Origin of the sequence: Acetobacter syzygii (genome assembly GCF_000964225.1) — a bacterium.
Taxonomy (GTDB): domain Bacteria; phylum Pseudomonadota; class Alphaproteobacteria; order Acetobacterales; family Acetobacteraceae; genus Acetobacter; species Acetobacter syzygii.
Map to the genome: position 1 here is coordinate 79,692 of NZ_BAMZ01000008.1, position 21,183 is coordinate 100,874.

Genomic DNA, 21,183 nt, shown 5'->3' on the forward strand with positions numbered 1-21,183 from the left:
GGTCTATGGTATTAAAAAACCCCGCCAGAGTGTGTCTGGCGGGGTTTTTGTTGTGTGCGTCCATTATGGTTCAGGCAGTGCCGGGGCCGTATTCCGCATCATGGTCAACCAGTGCAATGGGGTATTCGCCGGTAAAGCACGCATCGCAGTAGGTGGAGCGGCTGGCTTTGCGGCTTTCATGCCCCATGGCGCGGTAAAGCCCGTCGAGCGAGATAAAGGCCAGACTGTCCACGCCAATAAGCTCGGCCATTTTTTTCAGGTCGTTCTGGGCCGCCAGCAGCTTGCTGCGTTCTGGCGTGTCGATCCCGTAAAAGCAGGAGTGCTTGGTGGGGGGGGAGGAAATGCGCATATGCACCTCGCTGGCCCCGGCAGCACGCACCATATCCACGATCTTGCGCGAGGTGGTGCCACGCACAATGGAGTCGTCCACCAGAACAACCCGCTTGCCGTCCAGAATGGGGCGGTTGGGCGAGTGCTTCATTTTAACGCCCAGATGCCGGATCTGGTCGGTGGGTTCAATAAAGGTGCGGCCCACGTAATGGTTGCGGATAATGCCCAGTTCAAACGGAATGCCGCTGGCCTCCGCGTATCCAATAGCCGATGGCACGCCGGAATCGGGCACGGGCACGACCACATCGGCCTCAACCCCGCTTTCGTGCGCGAGTTCGCGCCCGATTTCCTTGCGGACGTTGTAAACCGGCAGACCTTCCAGCACGGAGTCCGGGCGGGCAAAGTAGATATATTCAAATACGCAGAAGTGGGGCTGCGTATCGCCAAACGGGCGCAGGGAGCGAATGCCGTTGTCGTTAATAACAACCAGTTCGCCCGGCTCCACATCGCGCACAAATTCCGCGCCAATAATATCCAGCCCGCAGGTCTCGGATGCCAGAACCCAGGCACCGTCCTTGCCGCCCTCACCGGGCAGTCTGCCCAGTACCAGCGGGCGCACACCCATGGGGTCGCGCACGCCAATCAATGCGTCCTGAGAGAGCACAACAAGCGAATACGCGCCTGTGACCCGCTTGAGCGCATCGATCAGCCGGTCTTCCACCGTGGCGTAGAGCGATATGGCGATCAGGTGCACGAACACTTCCGTATCCGTGGTGGACTGGAACAGGCAGCCACGGCGGATCAGCTCCCGGCGGAGCGTGTCGGCATTGGTCAGGTTGCCGTTATGGGCCACGGCCAGTCCGCCAAAGGCGAACTCGGCAAACAGGGGCTGCACGTTGCGCAGCAGCGTTGCTCCTGTTGTGGCGTAACGGTTGTGGCCAATGGCGCGCGTGCCAGCCAGTGTGGCCATAACGCGCGAATCACTGAACACATCGCCCACAAGCCCCAGCCCCCGGTGGGAGTGGAAGCGCGAATCCTGTGGATCGAAGGAGACAATGCCAGCCGCTTCCTGCCCGCGGTGCTGGAGGGCGTGCAGCCCCAGTGTGGTAAGAGTTGCCGCGTCCTTGGCGTTCCATATGCCAAAAACGGCACATTCCTCTTGCAGGTGATCCTCGTCCGCGCGGACAGGATCGGGGAGGGTAACGGACGGCGTGGAATGGGGGTGCATAAGCGCGCAGGGCCTCCGCAAATGGCTGGTACTGGCCGTATGGGGATTACAAGGTGGCGTCATGACCTGTTGGGCGGTTTGGCGCAACCCCTTTTGCGTCAAATTCAGCCAGATAAGGGTGGATATAGGTTGTTGCAGCCCGAATATAAGGGGTCAGTCGCCCATTGGCCTCTATGGCGGCCATGTCCTCGGGTTGTAACAGCCACTGCCCGGTCATGAACAGGAGCACCACCACACAGGCCCCCCGCGCCACCCCAAACAGGCCCCCCAGCAGGCGGTCCAGCCCGTCCAGCGGTGTGGCGCGCACCATGCGCACCACCAGTGCCGCCAGCAGGTACCCCACCACCAGCGCGCCCAGCAGCACCAGCGCCAGCGCGGCAAGCTGCACACCCCACGCGGCATGAATGAACTGCCCGACCCACGGAGTCAGCAGGTTGTGGAAGCGCAGGGCCAGCATAATGGCCACAATCCAGCTGATCAGCCCCAGTGCCTGCCGGGTAAAGCCCCGCCACAGCCCATGTAGGGTGGAAAGGGTTATGATGATCAGGGTTATTGCATCAATCGCGGCCATGGAGGCAGGCTTACAGGTCCAGAACAGGCGGAGGAAAGGGGGGTAAGGGCAAAAGGGGCCAGTATGGCCACACGCGGCCTCCGTGGGGCAGGGGGGCGTTTACGGCAGCTTGCTGGTGGTTACGCGCCATGGCCTGCTTGTGCTGCCGCTTTTCTTTTTACGGTGGGGGGGCTGGTTGAGCGTGTGGAGCAGGTCCGAGACCGCAACCCTGCGCAAAAGCTCCGTCCATACATCGGCCTTGTCCACGCCATCCTGCTCCCACATCTGGTGCAGTTTATGGAGGAACAGAGCGCTCTCGCGCACAAGGTCCGCTCGCCTGCCGTCTATAAAAGCCGCCGTGCAGCCGGTTGCGTGCTGGCCGACCTGCAAATACAGGCTCTTGCGTTCCTGAGTAAGCGGGGGGACCTGATGAGGGCGGGAATAGACCATTGTGGGATGATGCGCCGCACCATCCCAACTGGTCAATGCCCGACCAATCAGATCGTAAAATATTTGGCGTGCCTGTTCAGCACCACCAGCGCGGAGGTGGACTGTTCGGGGTGGAGCTGGTCTCCATCGGTCAGGGAAACGCCAATGCGCCGCGCATCCAGCAGGTCAAGAATGCTGCTCTGTTCTTCCAGTCGGGGGCAGGCCGGGTACCCAAAGGAATAGCGCGACCCACGGTAGCCCTGCTGGAGCAGGTCATCCATGTTGCGCGGGTCTTCCGCAGCAAAGCCCAGCTCGGCACGGATCCGCTTGTGTGTGTACTCGGCCATGGCTTCGGCCATTTCGACCGAGAGACCGTGCAGGTAGAGGTAGTCCTGATAGCGGTTTTCCTCAAACCAGTCGCGGGCAATGTCGGATGCTTTCTGCCCCACGGTCACGACCTGCAGGCCCACCACATCGCGCTCGGCATCGTTGATGTCGCGCACAAAGTCGGCAATGCACTCGCCGTCCGCACGGGGCTGGCGGGGCAGGGCAAAGCGGGCAACCTCGGTTGTGCCATCGGGGTCGAACAGAACAAGGTCGTTCCCGTCGCCTGCGGCCTTCCAGTAACCATAGCACGCCTGCGGCTTGAGAATATGCTCGTCCGCTGCGAGTTTGAGCATCCGTTGCAGAATGGGGCGCAGTTCCTGCCGTGCCCAGACCAGAAAATCGTCCAGCGAGCGGCCCTGCTTACGGAAGCCCCACTGGAACTGGTAAAGGGCCCGTTCGTTCAGGAACGGCAGAACAGCCTCTGGCGTAGCTTCCAGCACTTTTGCCCCCCAGAACGGAGGGTTCAGGCGCGGTTCATCCGCCGTCAAGCGGTCGCGGCGGAGGCGGACCTCTGCCTTGTCCACCGGGCCGTAGCCGCGGGTTTCTGCTGTTTCTGGCGTGCGGGCGTTCTTGCGGGTGGCCTTGCCTTCCCGCCGCTTTTGAATGGCGGCCAGGTACCCGTCAAACCCGTTCTGGGCGATCTGGTCCATAAGGGTCAGGCCATCAAACGCATCCCGCGCATAGGCCACGCGCCCGGTGGGATTGTAGGCGGCTACGCAGTCCTCTTCCACATAATTGCGGGTCAGGGCCGCCCCACCCAGCAGGACCGGGGTGTTCAGCCCTGCACGGGCAATTTCTTCCAGATTTTCGCGCATGATCACGGTGGATTTGACCAGCAGCCCGGACATGCCAATGGCGTCCGCCTTTTCCTTTCTGGCCGCATCGATCATATCTGCCACAGGAACCTTGATGCCAAGATTGACCACGCGGTAGCCGTTGTTGGTCAGAATAATGTCCACAAGGTTTTTGCCAATGTCGTGCACGTCGCCCTTAACGGTTGCAAGCACGATTGTGCCGCGCTGCTGGCCCTCGGCCCGCTCCATGTGGGGTTCCAGCCATGCCACGGCGGCCTTCATGGTTTCGGCGGACTGCAACACAAAGGGGAGCTGCATTTTGCCCGCGCCAAACAGCTCGCCCACCACCTTCATGCCATCAAGCAGTACGGTGTTGATGATGTCCAGCGGAGCCATGGTCTGCATGGCTTCGGCCAGATCGGCTTCCAGCCCTTTGCGGTCGCCGTCCACAATGCGGTCTTTCAGGCGTTCTTCTGCGGTTTCGGCCTGCTTGCGCTTGACTGCCTCGGATGCCTTGCGGTCTGCGAACATGGCCAGCAGGGCCTGCAGCGGGTCGTAATCTTCCGTCCGGCGGTCAAAGATCAGGTCTTCCGCCACCTTGATTTCTTCAGGGGCAATAAGGTGCAGCGGACGAATTTTGGAGACATGCACAATGGCTGCCGTCATGCCCGCCTTGACTGCAAGATCAAGATAGACCGAGTTCAGCACCGCACGGGCTGCGGGGTTAAGCCCGAAGGAAATGTTGGACAGGCCCAGCACGATCTGAATATCGGGGAAGGCTTCGCGGATCATGCGAATACCCTCCAGCGTCCACTGGCCCAGCTTGCGGTCGTCCTCCGCCCCGGTGGCAATGGTAAAGGTCAGCGGGTCGATCATCAGGTCTGACTGCGGCAGACCGTATTTGTTGCAGGCAAAATCCACCAGACGGCTGGCAATGCGCAGCTTGTCCTCCGGTTTGCGGGCCATACCCTCTTCATCAATGGTCAGGGCTACAACCGCTGCGCCAAATTTGCGCGCCAGTGTCATCCGGTCTGCGGCCGGGCCTTCCCCATCTTCAAAGTTGATGGAGTTGATGATCGGCTTGCCGCCATGCAGCTTGAGTGCGGCCTCAATAACCGGGGTTTCGGTCGAATCGATAACCAGCGGTGCGTTAACGGAGGAGGTAAAGCGCTTGATGACCTCATCCATTTCCGCCCGTTCGTCCCGGCCCACAAAGGCGGTGCAGATGTCCAGCGCGTTGGAGCCTTCGCGCAGCTGTTCACGCCCTACGGTTACGCAGCCATCCCAGTCGTGGGCTTCCTGCAGTTCCCGCCATTTTTTGGACCCGTTGGCATTGCAACGTTCACCAATGGAAAAATAGGCGTTCTCCTGCCGGAGCGGCACCTGCGAATACAGGCTGGCAACCGAGGGCACCCATACAGCCGTGCGGGCAACAGGGGCGGGGCGGTGGCGGCCGGTAGCCTCTGCCCGGCGGCGCAGCATGGCGTCCAGTGCGGCAATGTGCGGGGTGGAGGTGCCACAGCACCCGCCGGTCATGTTAATGCCGTCTTCTTGCACAAAACGTTCGACCCATGTGGCCATGTCTTCCGGGCTGAGCGGGTAGTGCGTTTTGCCGTCCACCAGTTCCGGCAGGCCAGCGTTGGGCAGAACGGAAATCATGCGGGGCCAGTTTTCGGCCAGCCAGCGGACATGCTCTGCCATTTCCTGCGGGCCGGTCGCGCAGTTCAGGCCGATCAGGTCCACATCCAGCGCGTTAATGACCGTGGCCGCAGCGGCAATGTCCGGGCCAACCAGCAGGGTGCCTGTGGTCTCCACCGTGACCTGCACAAAAATGGGGAGCTTAACGCCAGCTTCTGCCCGGGCGATCTTGACCCCGTTGACTGCCGCCTTGATCTGAAGTGTGTCCTGGCAGGTTTCGATCAGCACCGCATCCACGCCGCCTTCGATCAGGCCGCGGGTCTGCTCGGCCAGAGCCGCTTCCAGACTGTCATAATCAATGTTGCCAAGGGAGGGCAGCTTGGTGCCCGGCCCCATGGACCCCAGCACGTAACGGTGGCGGCCATCGGCAAAGCTATCAGCGGCTTCACGCGCAAGAATGGCGGAGGCACGGTTGATCTCACGCGTGCGGTCTGTCAGCCCGAATTCGCCCAGCGTAATGGGGGAGGCACCAAAAGTATTGGTTTCCACCATGTCTGCCCCGGCCTCAAAATACCCGCGGTGGATCTCGCGGATCAGTTCAGGGCGTGACAGGGTCAGGACTTCGGTGCAGTTTTCCTGTCCCCAGTAGTCACGCTGGACGTCAAGGTCGAGCATCTGGATGCGTGAACCCATCCCTCCATCACAGAGCAGAACCTGATCACGCAGGGCATCAAGAAGCGGCAGACGAGAAGACATGACTGTACAGGACCGAAATAGTGGGGAGGACAAGCCCCGGCCGCAGGAGCGGGCCAAAGCCACATCCTTATTCCAGACCGAGGCTACACTGTCCACCGCCATGCACGCTCCACCGCACCGGCAAGGGGGGCGTGTACCGCTTTTTGTGCTGGCGGAGGCCCCGGCGGGTGCCGCGTGGCGGCAGGCGGGCGGGGTGGTGTTTGCGGGTATGGACCCAACCGCCGCCCAGCAGGTTGGCTGGCGCTCCGTGCAGCAATGGCACCCGCCTGCATCCGATGGGGGGAGCCATGGGGGGCATTGCCTGTGCTGTGTGGGGCGCGGTGGGCTGGACCAGTTCCTGCTCACACACGCGCAAGGGCGGGTGCGCGGTGGGGATGACCCGCTGGAGGTGCTGGTGGTGGTGTGCGACCCACTGCTGGTCAAACGGTATAAGGCCCAGCTTAAGGCATCGGTCTTTCTGTCTTCTTTTTATGCCGTGCAGCCATAAAAAACGGCCTGATGCGGCGGGGCATCAGGCCGTTGGCAGATGTGTGCGTGGTACGCTTGCGAATTACAGGTAATTCGCCAGGGACATATCCTTCATATCCGCGATCAGCATGAACGAGGCCTTGAGGCTTGTCTGCACGCTGGTGGTTTGCAGGGCCACCTGTGCAATGTCGGTCGTGCGGGCGTTCTCAAGCTGGGTTGTCAGCGCGGTTGTCGTGTTGGTCAGCATGGTGGCGCGGGCGGTAAGCGCATTCTGCTGTGCGCCCACTGTTGTTTCCATGTTGATCAGCTGGTTGGTCGTGTTGACCAGCGAGGTGTGGAGCTGGTTGACCAGATCGGTATAGCCGGTGCTGGAGGAGGACAGGCCGCTCATGCCCGAAATCAGCATCATATCCCGCATCAGATCCTTGATGGGGGACCCTGTGGACGTGCTGCTGACATCCGATGTGCTGCCCTGTGTTGCCACAATCCCATACGTGCTGGTGGTGCTGCTGCCCGTAATGGTGCTGGTCTGCTGACCATTGGCTTTGGTCAGGGAGGCGGTGGCGTCCGTCGCATCGGAAATGTTGGACGAAAAGACCGTGCTGTCGCTGTTCATGGCGGTTGTGGCAGCACTTAAAATGTCGGTACCACTTGCGCCTGCCGCCAGCTGGGTTGTGAGCATGGAGGCAATGCTTGTGCTCAGGCTGCCGCTGGATACGCTGGAAGGGTCCTGAACGGGCGCTTCGGTGGAGGTCTGCCCGGCAAACACATAACCCGCACCCGTGGATGTGTTGAGCGCGGTGGCAATCTGGTCAAGCGTGCTGGAGGCTTCGGTTGCAACCGTGCTGACCGTGGAGCTTTCGCTTGTGCCAGAGATGCCCAGCAGGTTTGCCGCCATGGTCTGTGCGAGCGAGACAATCTGCTTGAGAGCCGTGGCCGTAACGGTCAGGCTGTTCTGGGCATTGGTAATGTTGGTCTGCCACGCCTGAACCTGCGTGATCTTGGGGGTCAGGTTAAAAACGCTGGAGCGCGATGTTCCCAGCCCCGCATAGGTCTGGGCTACAATGCCCTGACTGGAGGTCTGCCACGCCAGAGTTGTCTGGGCATTGGTCAGTTCCTGTACGCCTGCTGCCAGAACAAGGCTTGCTGCACTTGCGCCATACTGTCCGATAGAAGTGCTCATGAAAAATGTCTCCTTCTCTCAGGGCTCAGTTAATGGCGTCCAGCAGGGCGCTGAACATGGTCTGAACGGAGGAAATGATTTTGGCGTTGGCGGTATAGGCATTCTGGAGCGCAACAATCTTGGACATTTCCGTATTCACGTCCACGCCCGATACGTTGGTGACTTTGGCGCTGATGGTGGTCTGCACTGTGGAGGCATAGGTCAGGTTGGTGGAGGCCGTGCTGATGGTCGCACCCTGGTCGGATGTCAGGGCGGTTGCAAGGGCGACCAGCCCCTGATTGCCCACATACCCCGTGCTCAGCGTGCCGCTGGCTCCCAGCCCGGAGGAGGGGGCTTCCAGCGTGCCGCTTACATCTGAGGAGTCCGTGCCAAAGGTCTTGTCCAGCACGTTGCTGATGGTGGTAATGCTGCCACTGGGTGCCAGAGTGGAGGCATCATCGGAATAGGATGACGTCACCTGCAGACCAGCGGACAGGCCGGTCAGCGTGCTGCCCTGTGTGGTGTCAACCGTTGTGTTCCCCGATGAATCCGAGAACAGGGACATACCCGCATTGGAAAAGCGGTTGATCAACGTTGCGGAGAACGAATCAAGCTGTGCCTGCATGGTGGGGTAGGTTGTGTCGCGCAGGGTAATGTTTGCCCCCAGCGTGCCGCTGGTCAGGTGGGAGGTAATGTCCGTGGTGGTGCCTTTGGCGTTTGCCACGGTAACACCCGCAATGGCGGAATTACTGTCCCCCGCCTTGTAGTACATGCTGTCGGTCAGGGTGGTGTTGGCGGTGCCGTTGTCGGTGGCGGAGAGCGGCCATGTGTTGCTGGGCAGCGTAACCGTGTTGTCGTTCAGATTGATCTGGTCCGGCCGGGTTGGCAGCTTGGTGCCATCCTCGGTGGTCACGATCATGTCGCCCTTGGAGGTTTCGGTAAACTTCACCCCGACTTCGGAGGAGAGGTCGTTCATCACCTCAAGGCGGCTGTTTTCAAGGCTGGAGGTATCCGCCCCTACCGCCTTGAGCCCCATGATCTGCTTGGACAACTGGCCGATCTGGGTCAGGTTCTGGTTGATGGTGGAAACGGTGGACACAATGGTGTCTTCCGCCGTCTGCCGCTGCTGCGTGTAAGTGGAGGACAGGGTGTGAATGGTGTCGGTCAGGGATGTGGCGGCCGTAATGACAGCCGTCTGTGCCGAGCTTTCCAGTGGTGTGGATGCAAGGGAGGTCAGGGCGCTCTGCACATTGCCCAACTGGTCGGACAGGGTCTCGGTCGAGCCGGAATCCGAGGAGGTGGACCCCTGAACGGACTCAACAGCCGCAAGCGAGTTGGAGGAAGCCGTGAGCGCGGACACCTTGGCGTTCTGTGTGTAAAGCGAGGATTGCAGATAGGGGCTGACGTTAACCACCGTCTGGCCGATCCGCACCCCGGTACCCTGATTGCCCGCCACGGCGGAGGTAACACTGGCCGATTCGGAGGCATAACCCGCAGTAGAGGCGTTGGCGACGTTCTGCGAAATAACGGAGTACTGGTATTCGATCCCGTTCAGCCCGCTCGAGGCTATTGATAGAGCTGATCCTAGATCCATTGTGTTCCTCGTCCGTCACGGGCTGTATTGAAAAGTGGGTACCAAAACGCAGCCACAAAATGGCAGTTAAGCAAGTCTTAGGGCGCATTGGTTACAAGAAGGTTAATGCGCCTTGCAATAAATTAACCGGCCGACCTGTCCGCTTGCTGCGCGCCCTAGCTGCTGGCGTCCTGCGTAATTTTGTCGATCGCGTTGGTGCGGCGGGTGGATTCGGTCTGCACAAGCTGGAAGTTCAGGTCGTAATCGCGCTGGATTTCCACCATGCGTGTGGTTTCCGTAATGGCGTTGACATTGCTGCTCTCCAGCATTCCCTGCCGGATTTCCTTGTGGGGGAGCACCCGGGTGCGGGTGGTGGGTTTGAGCAGGTAGTTGCCTTCGGGCTGGAGCGTGTTCAGGTTGTCCACCGTCATCAGGTCAAACGTGCCAATCGCGCCATCCTGGGTGGAAATGGTGCCGTCCGATGCGACGGAGAGCACATCGTCCTCCCGCGGGATAACAATGGGGCGCTGGAAGCGGTCGAGGATGGGGTTGCCGTTAATATCCACAATGGTGCCATCGGAACGGCGCTGGAACTGCCCGTTGCGCGTAAGGCGTACGCCCTGTGTGGTCTGCACGGCAAAAAATCCTTCACCATTAATGGCAAAGTCGGTCAGGTTGCCGGTCTGGCGCAGCTGGCCCTGCATGTGGTCCTGATAGGTGGCGCGGTCCTGCGTGTAGGCTTCCGTCCGTTCCCCCGGAATCCCGTGGATGTCCTTTTGTTTGACAATATAGTCAGAAAACAGCTCGCGGGAGGATTTGAAGCCCGTTGTGTTGGCATTGGCCAGATTGTTGGACGTAACTTCAAGGTCATGCGTAAGCGCATTAATGCGGGACAAGGCGATATAAGTCGTGTTGTCCATGGTTTTCCAACTCCATCGGGGGGATGCAACGGGTAGGGGCCTGCCTGCGCAGGGTCCGAATCATGCGGCCCGGTCATGGTTTTATGTGCCGCAAACAGTATTGGATCGGCCAGAATACAGCAACAGTGGATGTGGGCTGTGTACAACAAAAAGCGACATATGTAGAAGTGGTAAGGAACTGGCCGGACAAAACCTCTTGCAATGGCCATGATGTCGTCTTACCTCTTGCGGGCAATACATGGTGTGGCAGTTCCCGAACTGTTCGTATGGCCATGTAAGTTCCCGCCCATGCCTCCATGCATCCTGTGTTGTCTGGGGTGAGCATGGCGCAAGGCACACCCGGAGGCTTGTCATCCTATGATGCGTTCCCTTGATATCGCCGGTACGGGCATGCAGGCCCAGACGACGAACGTCGAGACCATTTCCCACAACATCGCCAACATGACGACCACTGGCTACAAGCGGCGTCGGGCGGAGTTTCAGGATCTGATCTATCAGGATCTTCGGCGTGCGGGGACCATGAGCTCGGATACGGGTGACCTTGTGCCTTCCGGTGCGCAGGTTGGCCTGGGTGTGCGTACGGCGGGCATTTACCGCATTAACGAACAGGGCACGCTGGAGCAGACGGGCAATGCGCTGGATCTGGCCATTGAAGGGCGCGGTTACTTCCGCGTAACCCTGCCCTCGGGTGAATATGCCTACACGCGTGATGGCACATTCTCCCTCTCCAACGATGGAACGATCGTAACGGCGGACGGTTACCCGCTCAGCCCCGATATTTCCCTGCCCAACAACGCGGAAAACATTACCGTCGATCAGAGCGGGCAGGTGCAGTACACCCTGTCCGGCCAGACTACGGCGCAGGTTGCCGGGCAGATCCAGCTTGTGACCTTCCAGAACGAGAACGGTCTGGCCGCCATGGGGCAGAACCTGTTTACCTCCACCACCTCTTCGGGGGACCCCATTACCGGCACGCCACAGAGCACGGGCTTTGGTGACATCCGTCAGGGCTTTGTGGAAGAATCGGCTGTGAACGTGGTGACCGAAATTACCGACCTGATTACCGCCCAGCGTGCGTATGAAATGAACAGTAAGGTCATCACCGCTTCTGATGAAATGCTTCAGACGCTTACGAACCTGAAATAACATGTCCCTGCGGGCAGCCATACTGCCAGTGCTGGCTGCGGGTGTTGTGGCGCTGCTGCCAGTGCTGGCCTCCGCCGCAACGCTCCGCACGGCAACCACTGTTACGTCGGATTCGGTCCGGCTGTCAGACCTGTTCATGGACCTTGAGCCGGGGCAGGACCGGGTGCTGGGGCCAGCGCCCCTGCCGGGCAACAGTTTTGTGGTTGGCGGGCGGCAGCTTATTGCCATAGCCGATCAGTACGGCGTGGACTGGATGGACCAGTCCGCCACCGCGCAGGCCACCGTTACGCGGGCAGGTCGCGTGCTGGACCGCGACTTTTTTATTCATCTGGTCAAGCAAAGCCTGCCGGACTTGGGCGAAGGCCCGGTTACGGTGGAACTGGGGGACTTCCACCCCATGACCGTTGCGGCGGATGACCCCAAGCCCGTAGTGCTGTCCGATGTGGACTGGGACCAGAAGAGCGGGCGTTTTTCCGCCACCGTGTACCGTAGCCACCCGCTGGGCGATATTACGCAGGATTCGTTCCTGCTGACCGGCACGGTCCATGCGGCGCAGCGGGTGCTGGTTTATACCCACGCCTTATCAGCCGGTGCGGTTGTGACACAGGCCGATGTGCGGGTGGACGAATCCTACACCGGGCGGACCGGCTCCAAGGCCTACACAGCGGATACGGATGTGGAGGGCATGACCCTCCTGCATAGTGTAATGGTGGACGAACCCGTGCTGGAGCGCGATCTGCGGCGGACGATTGTCATGCACAAGGGGGACCCCATCATGCTCTCCTACACCTCGCCGGGTCTGCGCCTGTCAGCGACGGGCCGTGCGCTGGAAGATGGGGGAACGGGCCAGTACATCCATGCGCTCAATATCGCCAGCAAAATGATTCTGACAGGGCGGGTCGTCAATGGCTCCGAAGTAGAGGTTGATACCACATCGGGTGCTGTGCCATCCGATGGCAATGCCTTGCGCCGCATCAGTTCGTCCTCCCGCTCTGGTGGGCAGGGCGGTCCATACCCCCGGTAGCAGCCTGAATGACTTGGAGACTTTTATTGACCCAACACCGTCTGTCTGGCGCCATTATGGTCGGTTTGCTGGGCCTTGCCTCCTGCTCCGGGCTGGCTGATATGAGCGAAAACGGGCACCCCCCGCGCATGACCCGCACGTCCGACCCAACGCAAACCCCCGACTACCGGCCCGTGACTATGCCCATGCCCCCCCTGCAGGCCCCCCCGACGGAAGTGGGGAGCCTGTGGCGGCCGGGTAGCCGGGCGTTCTTCAAGGACCAGCGTGCCTCGCAGGTGGGGGATCTGCTGACCATTAAGGTCGAGATTGCAGATAATGCGGATGTTACAAACGATACGTCCGCCTCCTCCAGCGGGTCGGAGGATTTTGGTATTCCAAGCCTGTTTGGCCTCAAGGGCAAAGGCATATCGCACATTACACAGGCGGATGCGCTGAATACGAGCAGTGCTTCCGCCAATGCCGGGACCGGGAGCATCCGCCGGACGGAAGCGGTTACGCTTACGCTGGCAGGCACCATTACGCAGGTGCTCCCCAACGGGAACTTTGTTGTTGTTGCCCGGCAGGAAGTACGGATTAACGGGGAGCTGCGCCAGCTTATGGTAAGCGGTGTTGTGCGGCCACAGGATATTCTGGAAGACAATACCGTGACCCATGACCGGATTGCCGAGGCCCGTATTTCCTACGGTGGGCGTGGTCAGTTGACCAAGCAGCAGACCCCCCGTTACGGCCAGCAGATTCTGGATAATGTGCTGCCGTTCTGACGGGTGGAAAGTCGGGTACGTGTTACGGTATGGTTATGGTTCCAAAAAGGTGGGGCAATGCCTAACGCATAACTTGACATAACGGTTCAATTCCCCCCATTCAACAAGTTGTGCAATGCCTGTTTTCTGTGTGTTGCATGGCCATCCATGCCGCGGCAGGGATGGACGGCCAGATGAATTGGCGGGAACAGAATCGCACGGAAATGGCGATGCTGGCTTAGTCGGCAGGTAACACCACGGGAGAAAAGCATGAGCAACGGTGACAACGCATTCGGCACTTTGGCTGAACCTAACCAGACCATTCTTGTTCAGGGGCTTAATGTTGCCAGCCTGAAGTGCGAAACCGACACCCCCATTGCCATTGGTGGTACAGTCCGCAATGCCCAGTTGCAGGCCCCGGTTGTTGATATTCTGGAAAGCGGCGTTGTTGCTGGTGAACTGGTGGCTGATGAAGTGGTCATCCGTGGTGCAGCAGAAAACGTGGTTATCCGGGCCAAGCGCTTTTATGCGACCGGTACCGCCAAGATCCGCAACTGCACCCTGTTCCTTGAAGGTGTGAGTGGGTGCAGCATCCACCATACTGCGGAACTGACGGGCGACTTTAGAATTGCTACGGGTTCCTTTGCACCGGCTGCCGCTGCTCCTGCCGCTCCTGCAAGTGTTGCCCCTGCTGCTGCACCGACCCCGGCCAAGACTGTAAAGGTTGAGGTCAAATCCTCCCCGGCCCCTGCACCGGCTGCGCCAGTTGCCAAGCCCGCACCGGTTGAAGCCGCAAAGCCCGCCACCCCCGAAAGCTCGGTCTGGGGCGATGTGGATCAGGTCATGCGCTCCGTGGCGGAAACGGAAGATGGCCATGCCTCCCTTATGGGTACGGCTGAAGCCCAGCCCTAAAAGGCTGGGTCTGGCTGGTACCATGGCCGGGGGATGGGGGCGACTGGTAGCGACTCGCTCCCTTTGTGTGGCTGGCCTGGCCACCACACCCGGCCCCGGAGTGTTTTTATGAAGAGATGTCGTAGGTTGTGATGCTGATACCCCGCCTGTCGTTCGGGAAACTTGTGCATGTTTCATCAAGCCTGATGACGCTTCTTCTGGCGATGAACATTCACACCATTGCCGGACACATGAAGGACGATAGCTCGGACGCGGGGGCGCAGCCTTTGGTGTCTGTTGCTCAGGCGGCCGCGGCGGAAAGCCAGCCTGCGGTTAATGAATCCGCCAGCCATACCAAAAGCGACAAGGATGCGCTGGAGGGCTGGGTTTCCGTGCTTGATGCAAACGAGGCGGCAGAACTGGCCCCCCCGGTGAATGACACTGCGGCAAGCAGCAAAAAGAAAGTTGCTGTGGCTGGGGATGATTGCGCAAAGGGTATTTCCTGCGCACAGGTCAAATCGGCTGGCAATGCCCTTGGCCCCGACCCTGACCCGGAGGTGAGCCGTGCGGAGGCCGATCTGGTCAAGGATATTCTGGCCCGCCAGTCCACCATTGAGAGCGAGCAGCAACAGCTTGACCAGCAGAAGCATGTGCTCAACGCAGCCCGTGCCGTGCTGGACCAGAAGATGAACACGCTGGATGCGTCCATGGCAACGCTGGAGCAGAAGCAGGCCGCCCACCGTGAAGTCATGGATGCCGAGACCGACCGGCTGGTCAAGATTTATGAGGACATGCCCCCCAAGGAGGCGGCGGCGGTTTTCAATATTATGGATATTCATGTGCTGATCGCGGTTGCCAGCAAAATGAACACCCGCAAGGTTTCCGCCATTATGGGCAACATGTCGCCCGAGCGAGTGAACCTTGTCTCCCAGTTTATGGCCGGGGTCAGGAGTTTTCACACCGCCTCTTCCGATGGGGGAGATGGGGGTGACCGGGTTGCGCAGAACATGGGTACCGCTACGTGGTGGGCCAAATCCTCCCCCGCTCCGGCGGCGCAGGGGGCACGGGGGGCTGCCCAGCAATCCTCCGGCCAGTAGCCGGTATCTGGTTTTTTGGGCAAGGGGGGCGGATGGCTCGCCTTTGCATGGGAAGTGGCTTAACTTAACACGTCATCTGGCATAATCAGTCCGGTTATCGGGTTTGTTGGCATCAGGCACTCAGGTCAGCCAGTTCTGGCGCAGGGTGCACGGAAGAGCTTGAAGGGCGGGAACAAAAAGCATGATGATCAGGCGCGGAATAATGGTGGCTTTTGTTCTGGCGGTTGCGGGATGTTCGCCCGACCATATTGCCAGCAAAATAACGGGCCGTGAGTGCAGTGCTGGTTATATTCAGGAAGGCGAGGACTGGTGTGCCCCCCCCGAACGCCCGCCTGCGCCCCAGCCTTACTGCACCCAGAGCTGGAATGGTGTGGACTGCTGGGCCCGCCCGGACCTGATGCCCAATGTGGCGCGTGAGGTGGCGGAAGGCCCAACAGGGCTGACGCAGGACCAGAACGCCCAGCGCCTGAATACGACAATCAAAAAGGCCCCTCCAACAAACGCCTATTACCCAGCCAATTAAGCGTTTTTTTGGGTGTGCCGGGCCGGGGTAAGGTCAGAGCGGGAGCAGGCCTGATGTTACAAGGCTGTTGTTTTAATGTGGCGCTTGGGGGCCATGGTGTGTTTATGGCTATACAACAGCCTGTTTACCTTGACGGGCATGACAAGGCGGTGGCAAGGCCATGCTTTGGTGGAGCCGCGGAGTGTATGGATGCTGAAACGTCTGGAGAGTTGTGTTGTTCCCCATTTTTCCATCGTGACAGCGTAGCCATTCCCGTATGAAAAATTTTCTCACAAGTCTTAAGGCTCTTGGCCGTTCGCAGCAGATTGCCCTTGGCGTTGCCGGCGCTGCCCTGCTGGGGGCGCTGGCGTACTTTGCCTTTAATGCCGGAGCGGGTGCGAGTGCGCTGCTGTATGGTGATCTGGACCTGACCGAGGCCGCCGAAATGGCGGATGACCTTGCCAAAGCCCATATCTCCTTTACCACCAGCCCGGATGGCACGCGCATTTTTGTGGCCAAGGACAAGGTTGCCAGTGCGCGCCTGCTGCTGGCCAAGGATGGTCTGCCAAGCGGGGGTGCCGTAGGCTACGAACTGTTTGACAAGAGCGGGACGCTCACCAGCACGCAGTTTGAACAGTCCATTAACGAAACCCGCGCCATGGAAGGGGAGCTGGAACGCTCCATCCGCCTGTTGCACGGGGTGCGCAATGTGCGTGTGCATCTGGTTCTGCCTCACCGCGACCTGTTTTCGACCGAGACCAATCCGTCACAGGCCAGTGTTGTGCTGGACATCGGGCGTGCAGGCCGCATGGCCCCCGATGGTATTCAGGCGATCCAGAATCTGGTGGCGGCCGCTGTGCCGGGCCTGCGCCCGCAGAACATTTCCATTGTGGATACGCGGGGCGATGTGCTGGTCAAACCGGGCGACCCCGATAGTCTGGCCGGGCAGGAAACGCAGATGGAAAAAATCCGTCATGCGGAAGAACAGCGCCTTGCACAGGCGGTAGAGGACATGCTGGTGCCCACACTGGGGGCCGGGCATGTGCGTGCCCGCGCAGCCGTGACCATGGCCACCGAGGAAGTGCACGAAACGGACGAGAGTTACGACCCCAACCAGCAGGTCCTGCGCTCGCAGCAGACCAGTTCGGACAAGAGCGTTAACACCGAATCCAGCCCCAGCACCACGGTTGGCAACAACCTGCCCAATGCCAACGCCAATCAGGACAACAAGACCGGTTCGACCAACGACCGGGAAGAAGAGACCAATAATTACGAAATTGGTAAACGCGTCCGGGTTATTAACCAGTCCCGCCCCCGCATTGCCCGTGTGAGCATGGCGGTGCTGGTGGACGGCACCATGACCAAGGACAAAAGCGGCAAGGAAGTCTGGACTCCGCTGGATGATTCCGAGCTGGAGCGGATTACCACGCTGGCGCAGACCGCGGTCGGGTTTGATAAGGCCCGTGGGGATGAAGTCCGCGTTGTTTCCATGCGGTTCATGCCCGATGGCGGGTTTGATTTTGCGGGTGGTCATACCGATTACTTCAGCCGCGAAATGCTTATTTACATGGCCGAGTGGGTTATTCCCATTCTGCTGGTTCTGGGTGCGCTGTTTATTGGCCTGCGCCCCATGCTGCGCCGCACGGGTCTGGTTACCCTTGTGTCCAAGGAACACCATGGTCAGGAAAAACTTCTGGCCGGGGCCGAAGGTGGCGGTCTGGTTATGGGTGCCAATGGTCAGATGCTCCCTGCGGGTAGCACCGTGGCTGAAGATGGCAGCGTGGTTGATATTGACGGCGTTCAGGGCAAGCTGCGGCAGGAAGCTCTGGATAGGGTTGCCGATCGCTTTGAAAATAACCTGGATGAGACCGTCCTTATTATCCGGAGCTGGCTTGCTGCTCCAGACCCGAAGAAGGGAGCCTAGTCCATGTCCGAGACCGCAACAGCCGCTGCGCCAGAAGGACCACAGGCCCCTCCCTCCGTTGTGCATGATGAAACCCGCCGCCTGAGCGGCAAACAGCGGGTTGCCATTCTTCTGCTTGCAGCCGGGCGCGAACGGGCGGCCAAGGTGCTCAAACAGTTGCAGGAGGATGAGGTCCGCGATGTGTCGGTCGCCATGGCGGGGCTGGGGCTTATCAGCGCCTCTGTTGTGGAGGAGGTGTGCGCCCAGTTCACCAAGAACTTCGAATCCTCCGAAGGGCTGGTGGGTACTTACGAAACCACGGAAGAACTGCTGCGCAAGGCCCTGTCGGGCGAGCAGGTCGACAAGATCATGGAAGAAATCCGTGGTCCGGCCGGGCGCACCATGTGGGACAAGCTGGGCAATGTGCAGGAGGTGGTTCTGGCCAACTACCTGCGCAACGAATATCCGCAGACTGCGGCCGTTATTCTCAGCCGCCTGCAACCGGCCCATGCTGCACGGGTGCTGACCCTGCTGCCCGAAGATTACGCAACCGAAGTGATGATGCGCGTGCTGCACATGGAAACAGTGCAGCGCGAGGTGCTGGACAGCGTGGAGGCGACCTTGCGGTCCGAGTTTATTTCCTCCCTTGGTCGTTCGGCCAAGCGCGACAGCTACGAACTGCTGGCCGAAGTGTTCAACAACTTCGACCGCAAGACCGAAACGCGCCTTATGGCCTCCATGGACAAGCGCAACCACGACGATATGGAAAAGGTGAAAGCGCTTATGTTCACCTTCGAAGATATCAAACGTCTGCCGCACGAGGCTCTTATGCGCATTGTGGCGCAGGTGGACCGCGAAAAACTGCCGCTGGCCCTCAAAGGGGCATCCGAGACCGTGCGCAAGATGTTCTTGCAGTGTATGTCCAAGCGTGCAGGCAGTATTCTGCTGGAAGAAATTTCCGCCCTTGGTCCCGTGCGTGTGAAGGATGCTGATGCCGCACAGGTTGAAATTGTGGGCATTATCAAAAACATGGCCAATGCAGGCGAGATTGATCTGGCCGAAAATGGCGGTAATGACGAGATCATTCCATAATGGTGGCAGGGGTGTTCTTCCGGTCTGGTGCACGCTGCATGGCAGCGGATGGCGCTTCCTCCGGGGGGGCGTCCACGCCTGTTGGCGCTTATCCGCGTTTTATGGATCTGGAGGATTTTGGCACACCCGAGGAGGACCCGGCCGCCAGGGAGCCTGTGCCAGAGGAAGAAAAAGCACCAGAACCCCCACCCCCGGATCCGAACCTGCTCAGCATTACGCGTGACGATCTGGCGGCCTTGCAGCAGCAGGCGCGCGAGGAAGGCCATGCAGCCGGTGCTGCGGAAAAGGATGCCGAACTTCAGGTATTCTATACCCAGTGCATGGCCGAACTGACCGAAGCCTTTAAGGCGGAAAACGCCCGGCGCGATCAGGCGCTGGCCAAGGCAACGCAGGTTTTTGTGGCGACTGTGGTGGAGATTGTACGGGCCCTGACCGCACTGGATGGTACGGTGTTGCAGGGAATGCAGCGTGACCTGATAGCCGATGCCGCCAGCTTTGCCCGTGAGTGCGAAGGGGATGTAACGGTACAGTGCAGCCCAACCGATATACAGCGCCTGCAAGCTGCCTTACAGAACGAAGGGGGTGTGCAGGTTGTGGCCGTGTCGGATATTGCGCAGGGGCTTATACGAATTTCCACGGCAGCCAACACCATTGTTATTGACCCAGTGCAGTGGCGCAAAAGTATGGCTGAAAAAATAGTGACCAGTGTCATGGCTCTTGCGCGCCAGCGCATGGAGCAGAGCGCTGGGCAGGCATAAGCAGGCGGAGACAACCATGAGTACAGACAACACCGATATCGGGCTTGAGGATTTCGCCACCACCACGCCAGCGCCGGATGCTTCCGCCACGGCTGCCCCCGGCGCTGCCCCAACGCCTGATGGCAAGGATGTGGACGATGCCCAGAAAGAGGCCGTTTACGATATTCCGGTCAAGATTACGGCAGTCATTGGTACGGCCACCATGCCGGTCAACCAGCTTTTGCGCCTGGGGCGCGGCGCGGTGGTCGAACTGGACCGCAAGCTGGGCGAAGCGGTGGATATTTATGCCAACAACCGCCTGATCGCCCGTGGCGAAGTGGTGGTCGTGGATGATAACCATATTGGCGTGACCATGACCGAAATCCTCTCCTCCTCCGCCACCAACGGTTAAGCGCCTTGCCCGGACCCGGTACAGTAACTGTGGCCACCGCTGCCGCACAGCCCGGTGCGGCCGGTCTGGGTGCGGGGGCGTTTGTTGCCCCGGTCATGACGTGCATTGTGGCTTTTGCCGTTGTGATCGGGCTGATTTTTCTGTGTCGGTATGGGCTGAAGTTTTTGGAACCCTATCTGCTGCGCGGGCGGCAGACACCCAATCTGGCCGTGGTGGAAAGTGTGGCCGTGGACCAGCGCAGGCGGGTGAGTGTGATCCGTTATGGCCAGAAAAAAGGGTTGATCCTGACCGGCGGTGGCAACGATGTGTTTATGGGCTGGGTGGACGGGGCGGAGGCTCCCTCCACCACCCCACAGCCCGCCCCTGCGGTTCTCCCCCCGATCCCCCCTCATTCCTGATGCAGAAGCGGAGCCTCCAGCGTTGAAAGTTCCAGCCTTTACAAGACGTGGCGCGTGGTTTGCGACTTTGGCGCTGTGTGCTCTGGCGGTAGCTTGTCTGCCGGTCATGGCTCATGCCCAGTCCATTGCGCTCGATCTTGGTAAAGGGGGCGACCCGGGGACCACCAGCCGCATTATCCAGATTACCGCCCTGCTGACCGTGCTTTCGCTGGCACCAAGTCTGCTGGTTATGGTAACGGCTTTTACCCGCATTATTGTTGTGCTTTCGCTCCTGCGGGGGGCTATTGGGGCGCAGGGTACTCCGCCCAATACGGTGCTGGTCGGGCTGGGCCTGTTCCTGACCTTTTTTGTTATGCAGCCCACCTTCCAGCAGTCGTGGGATCAGGGCATTGCCCCCATGATGGATGGTCAGGTGGAGGAAATGGAAGGGCTTAAAGCCGCCGCCGAGCCTTTTCGCACATTTATGCTGGCGCATGTGCGGGCGGCGGATCTGTCCACCTTCCAGCATCTGGCCAATGTGCCACCTGCACCTACCCCGGCGGAAACGCCGTGGCGTGTGCTGATGCCCGCTTTTATGGTGGGTGAACTCAGCCGCGGGTTTGAGATGGGGTTCCTGCTCTATCTGCCCTTTCTGGTCATAGATATTGTCACGTCCAGTGTGCTGATGAGTCTGGGGATGATGATGCTACCCCCTGCGACCATCTCGCTGCCGTTCAAGCTTATCTTTTTTGTTATGGTTGATGGCTGGCAAATGGTGGCGGGTGGGCTGGTACGCAGCTTTGGCGGCTGACTGGCCTGTTGTGGAGTAGGGCCGGTCTTTGCGGAATTTTATTGCAAAATCATAATAAAATCACGCATCTGGCGTATTTGCTTGTTTTATATTGCAATGTTTTTAGAAATTGCTGCCCGTGCGCGCTCTTGCCCATCCTGAGTAAAGGACTATCATCTGCCCCGTAATGGCGCTGAACATGGCAGGCTATTGGCATACGGTATTGTTTTATTGGAA

Annotated in this window: 20 protein-coding genes; 13 read left to right on the forward strand and 7 right to left on the reverse strand. The window is 59.8% G+C overall.

The annotated features are described in order from the left end of the window. Positions 1-70: 70 nt before the first annotated feature. The 4 genes from purF to metH form a co-directional block, all read right to left on the reverse strand. Positions 71-1,558, reverse strand: coding sequence for an amidophosphoribosyltransferase (purF, locus tag Absy_RS03110; protein WP_048853266.1), 1,488 nt, complete (start codon positions 1,556-1,558; stop codon positions 71-73). A gap of 46 nt (positions 1,559-1,604) precedes the next feature. After that, entirely contained in the window at positions 1,605-2,129 is a 525-nt protein-coding gene (locus Absy_RS03115) for a CvpA family protein (RefSeq protein ID WP_048853267.1), read from the reverse strand. A 99-nt stretch (positions 2,130-2,228) separates the two neighbouring features. After that, on the reverse strand, positions 2,229-2,558 hold the full coding sequence (locus tag Absy_RS03120; protein ID WP_048853390.1) for a hypothetical protein: 330 nt from the start codon (positions 2,556-2,558) through the stop codon (positions 2,229-2,231). Between the two features lie 47 nt (positions 2,559-2,605). After that, positions 2,606-6,112, reverse strand: coding sequence for a methionine synthase (gene metH, locus Absy_RS03125; protein ID WP_048853268.1), 3,507 nt, complete (start codon positions 6,110-6,112; stop codon positions 2,606-2,608). On the opposite strand from metH, the gene Absy_RS03130 reads away from it, so the two are divergent. After that, a complete protein-coding gene (locus tag Absy_RS03130) occupies positions 6,111-6,599 on the forward strand; it encodes a hypothetical protein (protein WP_048853269.1) in 489 nt (162 codons plus the stop codon). The genes metH and Absy_RS03130 overlap by 2 nt on opposite strands. A 63-nt stretch (positions 6,600-6,662) precedes the next feature. Here Absy_RS03130 and Absy_RS03135 read toward each other — a convergent pair whose 3' ends face one another. From Absy_RS03135 to flgF, 3 genes are all read right to left on the reverse strand, one after another. Next, on the reverse strand, positions 6,663-7,763 hold the full coding sequence (locus tag Absy_RS03135; RefSeq protein ID WP_048853270.1) for a flagellin: 1,101 nt from the start codon (positions 7,761-7,763) through the stop codon (positions 6,663-6,665). Between the two features lie 25 nt (positions 7,764-7,788). Further along, entirely contained in the window at positions 7,789-9,336 is a 1,548-nt protein-coding gene (flgK, locus tag Absy_RS03140) for a flagellar hook-associated protein FlgK (RefSeq protein ID WP_048853271.1), read from the reverse strand. 155 nt (positions 9,337-9,491) lie between these two features. After that, positions 9,492-10,235, reverse strand: a complete 744-nt coding sequence (flgF, locus tag Absy_RS03145; RefSeq protein WP_048853272.1) for a flagellar basal-body rod protein FlgF — start codon at positions 10,233-10,235, stop codon at positions 9,492-9,494. 360 nt (positions 10,236-10,595) lie between these two features. On the opposite strand from flgF, the gene flgG reads away from it, so the two are divergent. The 12 genes from flgG to fliP all read left to right on the forward strand — a co-directional run bounded on the left by flgG (position 10,596) and on the right by fliP (position 20,967). After that, positions 10,596-11,381, forward strand: a complete 786-nt coding sequence (gene flgG / locus Absy_RS03150; RefSeq protein WP_048853391.1) for a flagellar basal-body rod protein FlgG — start codon at positions 10,596-10,598, stop codon at positions 11,379-11,381. Between the two features lies 1 nt (position 11,382). Further along, the gene (gene flgA, locus Absy_RS03155) at positions 11,383-12,405 is read left to right on the forward strand and encodes a flagellar basal body P-ring formation chaperone FlgA (RefSeq protein WP_084596845.1); all 1,023 of its coding nucleotides are present in this window, start codon (positions 11,383-11,385) and stop codon (positions 12,403-12,405) included. A gap of 8 nt (positions 12,406-12,413) precedes the next feature. Further along, positions 12,414-13,166, forward strand: a complete 753-nt coding sequence (flgH, locus tag Absy_RS03160) for a flagellar basal body L-ring protein FlgH (RefSeq protein ID WP_048853273.1) — start codon at positions 12,414-12,416, stop codon at positions 13,164-13,166. Positions 13,167-13,415: 249 nt separating this feature from the next. After that, entirely contained in the window at positions 13,416-14,057 is a 642-nt protein-coding gene (locus Absy_RS03165; RefSeq protein ID WP_048853274.1) for a hypothetical protein, read from the forward strand. Between the two features lie 131 nt (positions 14,058-14,188). Continuing rightward, positions 14,189-15,133: a MotE family protein gene (locus tag Absy_RS03170; protein WP_048853275.1), complete on the forward strand. Its 945-nt coding sequence runs from the start codon at positions 14,189-14,191 to the stop codon at positions 15,131-15,133. A 181-nt stretch (positions 15,134-15,314) separates the two neighbouring features. Continuing rightward, positions 15,315-15,656 (forward strand): hypothetical protein, encoded by a 342-nt coding sequence (locus Absy_RS03175; protein WP_048853276.1) that lies wholly within the window; start codon positions 15,315-15,317, stop codon positions 15,654-15,656. A 256-nt stretch (positions 15,657-15,912) separates the two neighbouring features. Then, complete coding sequence (gene fliF, locus Absy_RS03180) at positions 15,913-17,559, forward strand: flagellar basal-body MS-ring/collar protein FliF (RefSeq protein ID WP_048853277.1); 1,647 nt, start codon at positions 15,913-15,915, stop codon at positions 17,557-17,559. A 3-nt stretch (positions 17,560-17,562) separates the two neighbouring features. Beyond that, on the forward strand, positions 17,563-18,630 hold the full coding sequence (gene fliG, locus Absy_RS03185; RefSeq protein ID WP_084596847.1) for a flagellar motor switch protein FliG: 1,068 nt from the start codon (positions 17,563-17,565) through the stop codon (positions 18,628-18,630). A gap of 11 nt (positions 18,631-18,641) precedes the next feature. Beyond that, the gene (locus Absy_RS03190; protein ID WP_146802555.1) at positions 18,642-19,388 is read left to right on the forward strand and encodes a FliH/SctL family protein; all 747 of its coding nucleotides are present in this window, start codon (positions 18,642-18,644) and stop codon (positions 19,386-19,388) included. Between the two features lie 16 nt (positions 19,389-19,404). Next, positions 19,405-19,779, forward strand: a complete 375-nt coding sequence (gene fliN, locus Absy_RS03195; RefSeq protein WP_048853278.1) for a flagellar motor switch protein FliN — start codon at positions 19,405-19,407, stop codon at positions 19,777-19,779. A 5-nt stretch (positions 19,780-19,784) separates the two neighbouring features. After that, positions 19,785-20,177 carry a flagellar biosynthetic protein FliO gene (locus Absy_RS03200; protein ID WP_245614698.1) on the forward strand — a complete coding sequence of 131 codons (393 nt, stop codon included), beginning with the start codon at positions 19,785-19,787 and terminating at the stop codon, positions 20,175-20,177. 106 nt (positions 20,178-20,283) lie between these two features. Further along, positions 20,284-20,967: a flagellar type III secretion system pore protein FliP gene (gene fliP, locus Absy_RS03205; RefSeq protein WP_095351457.1), complete on the forward strand. Its 684-nt coding sequence runs from the start codon at positions 20,284-20,286 to the stop codon at positions 20,965-20,967. The last annotated feature ends 216 nt before the right edge of the window (positions 20,968-21,183 follow it).

Excerpts from the sequence above, each read along its gene's own strand:
- fliN (WP_048853278.1), top strand. The coding sequence starts at position 19,405 with ATGAGTACAGACAACACCGATATCGGGCTTGAGGATTTCGCCACCACC.
- fliF (WP_048853277.1), top strand. The coding sequence starts at position 15,913 with ATGAAAAATTTTCTCACAAGTCTTAAGGCTCTTGGCCGTTCGCAGCAG.
- purF (WP_048853266.1), bottom strand. The coding sequence starts at position 1,558 with ATGCACCCCCATTCCACGCCGTCCGTTACCCTCCCCGATCCTGTCCGC.
- fliP (WP_095351457.1), top strand. The coding sequence starts at position 20,284 with ATGGCTCATGCCCAGTCCATTGCGCTCGATCTTGGTAAAGGGGGCGAC.
- Absy_RS03175 (WP_048853276.1), top strand. The coding sequence starts at position 15,315 with ATGATGATCAGGCGCGGAATAATGGTGGCTTTTGTTCTGGCGGTTGCG.
- flgG (WP_048853391.1), top strand. The coding sequence starts at position 10,596 with ATGCGTTCCCTTGATATCGCCGGTACGGGCATGCAGGCCCAGACGACG.
- Absy_RS03115 (WP_048853267.1), bottom strand. The coding sequence starts at position 2,129 with ATGGCCGCGATTGATGCAATAACCCTGATCATCATAACCCTTTCCACC.
- Absy_RS03135 (WP_048853270.1), bottom strand. The coding sequence starts at position 7,763 with ATGAGCACTTCTATCGGACAGTATGGCGCAAGTGCAGCAAGCCTTGTT.
- Absy_RS03120 (WP_048853390.1), bottom strand. The coding sequence starts at position 2,558 with ATGGTCTATTCCCGCCCTCATCAGGTCCCCCCGCTTACTCAGGAACGC.
- flgF (WP_048853272.1), bottom strand. The coding sequence starts at position 10,235 with ATGGACAACACGACTTATATCGCCTTGTCCCGCATTAATGCGCTTACG.
- metH (WP_048853268.1), bottom strand. The coding sequence starts at position 6,112 with ATGTCTTCTCGTCTGCCGCTTCTTGATGCCCTGCGTGATCAGGTTCTG.
- flgK (WP_048853271.1), bottom strand. The coding sequence starts at position 9,336 with ATGGATCTAGGATCAGCTCTATCAATAGCCTCGAGCGGGCTGAACGGG.
- fliG (WP_084596847.1), top strand. The coding sequence starts at position 17,563 with ATGTCCGAGACCGCAACAGCCGCTGCGCCAGAAGGACCACAGGCCCCT.
- Absy_RS03165 (WP_048853274.1), top strand. The coding sequence starts at position 13,416 with ATGAGCAACGGTGACAACGCATTCGGCACTTTGGCTGAACCTAACCAG.
- flgH (WP_048853273.1), top strand. The coding sequence starts at position 12,414 with ATGACTTGGAGACTTTTATTGACCCAACACCGTCTGTCTGGCGCCATT.
- Absy_RS03130 (WP_048853269.1), top strand. The coding sequence starts at position 6,111 with ATGACTGTACAGGACCGAAATAGTGGGGAGGACAAGCCCCGGCCGCAG.
- flgA (WP_084596845.1), top strand. The coding sequence starts at position 11,383 with ATGTCCCTGCGGGCAGCCATACTGCCAGTGCTGGCTGCGGGTGTTGTG.
- Absy_RS03170 (WP_048853275.1), top strand. The coding sequence starts at position 14,189 with ATGCTGATACCCCGCCTGTCGTTCGGGAAACTTGTGCATGTTTCATCA.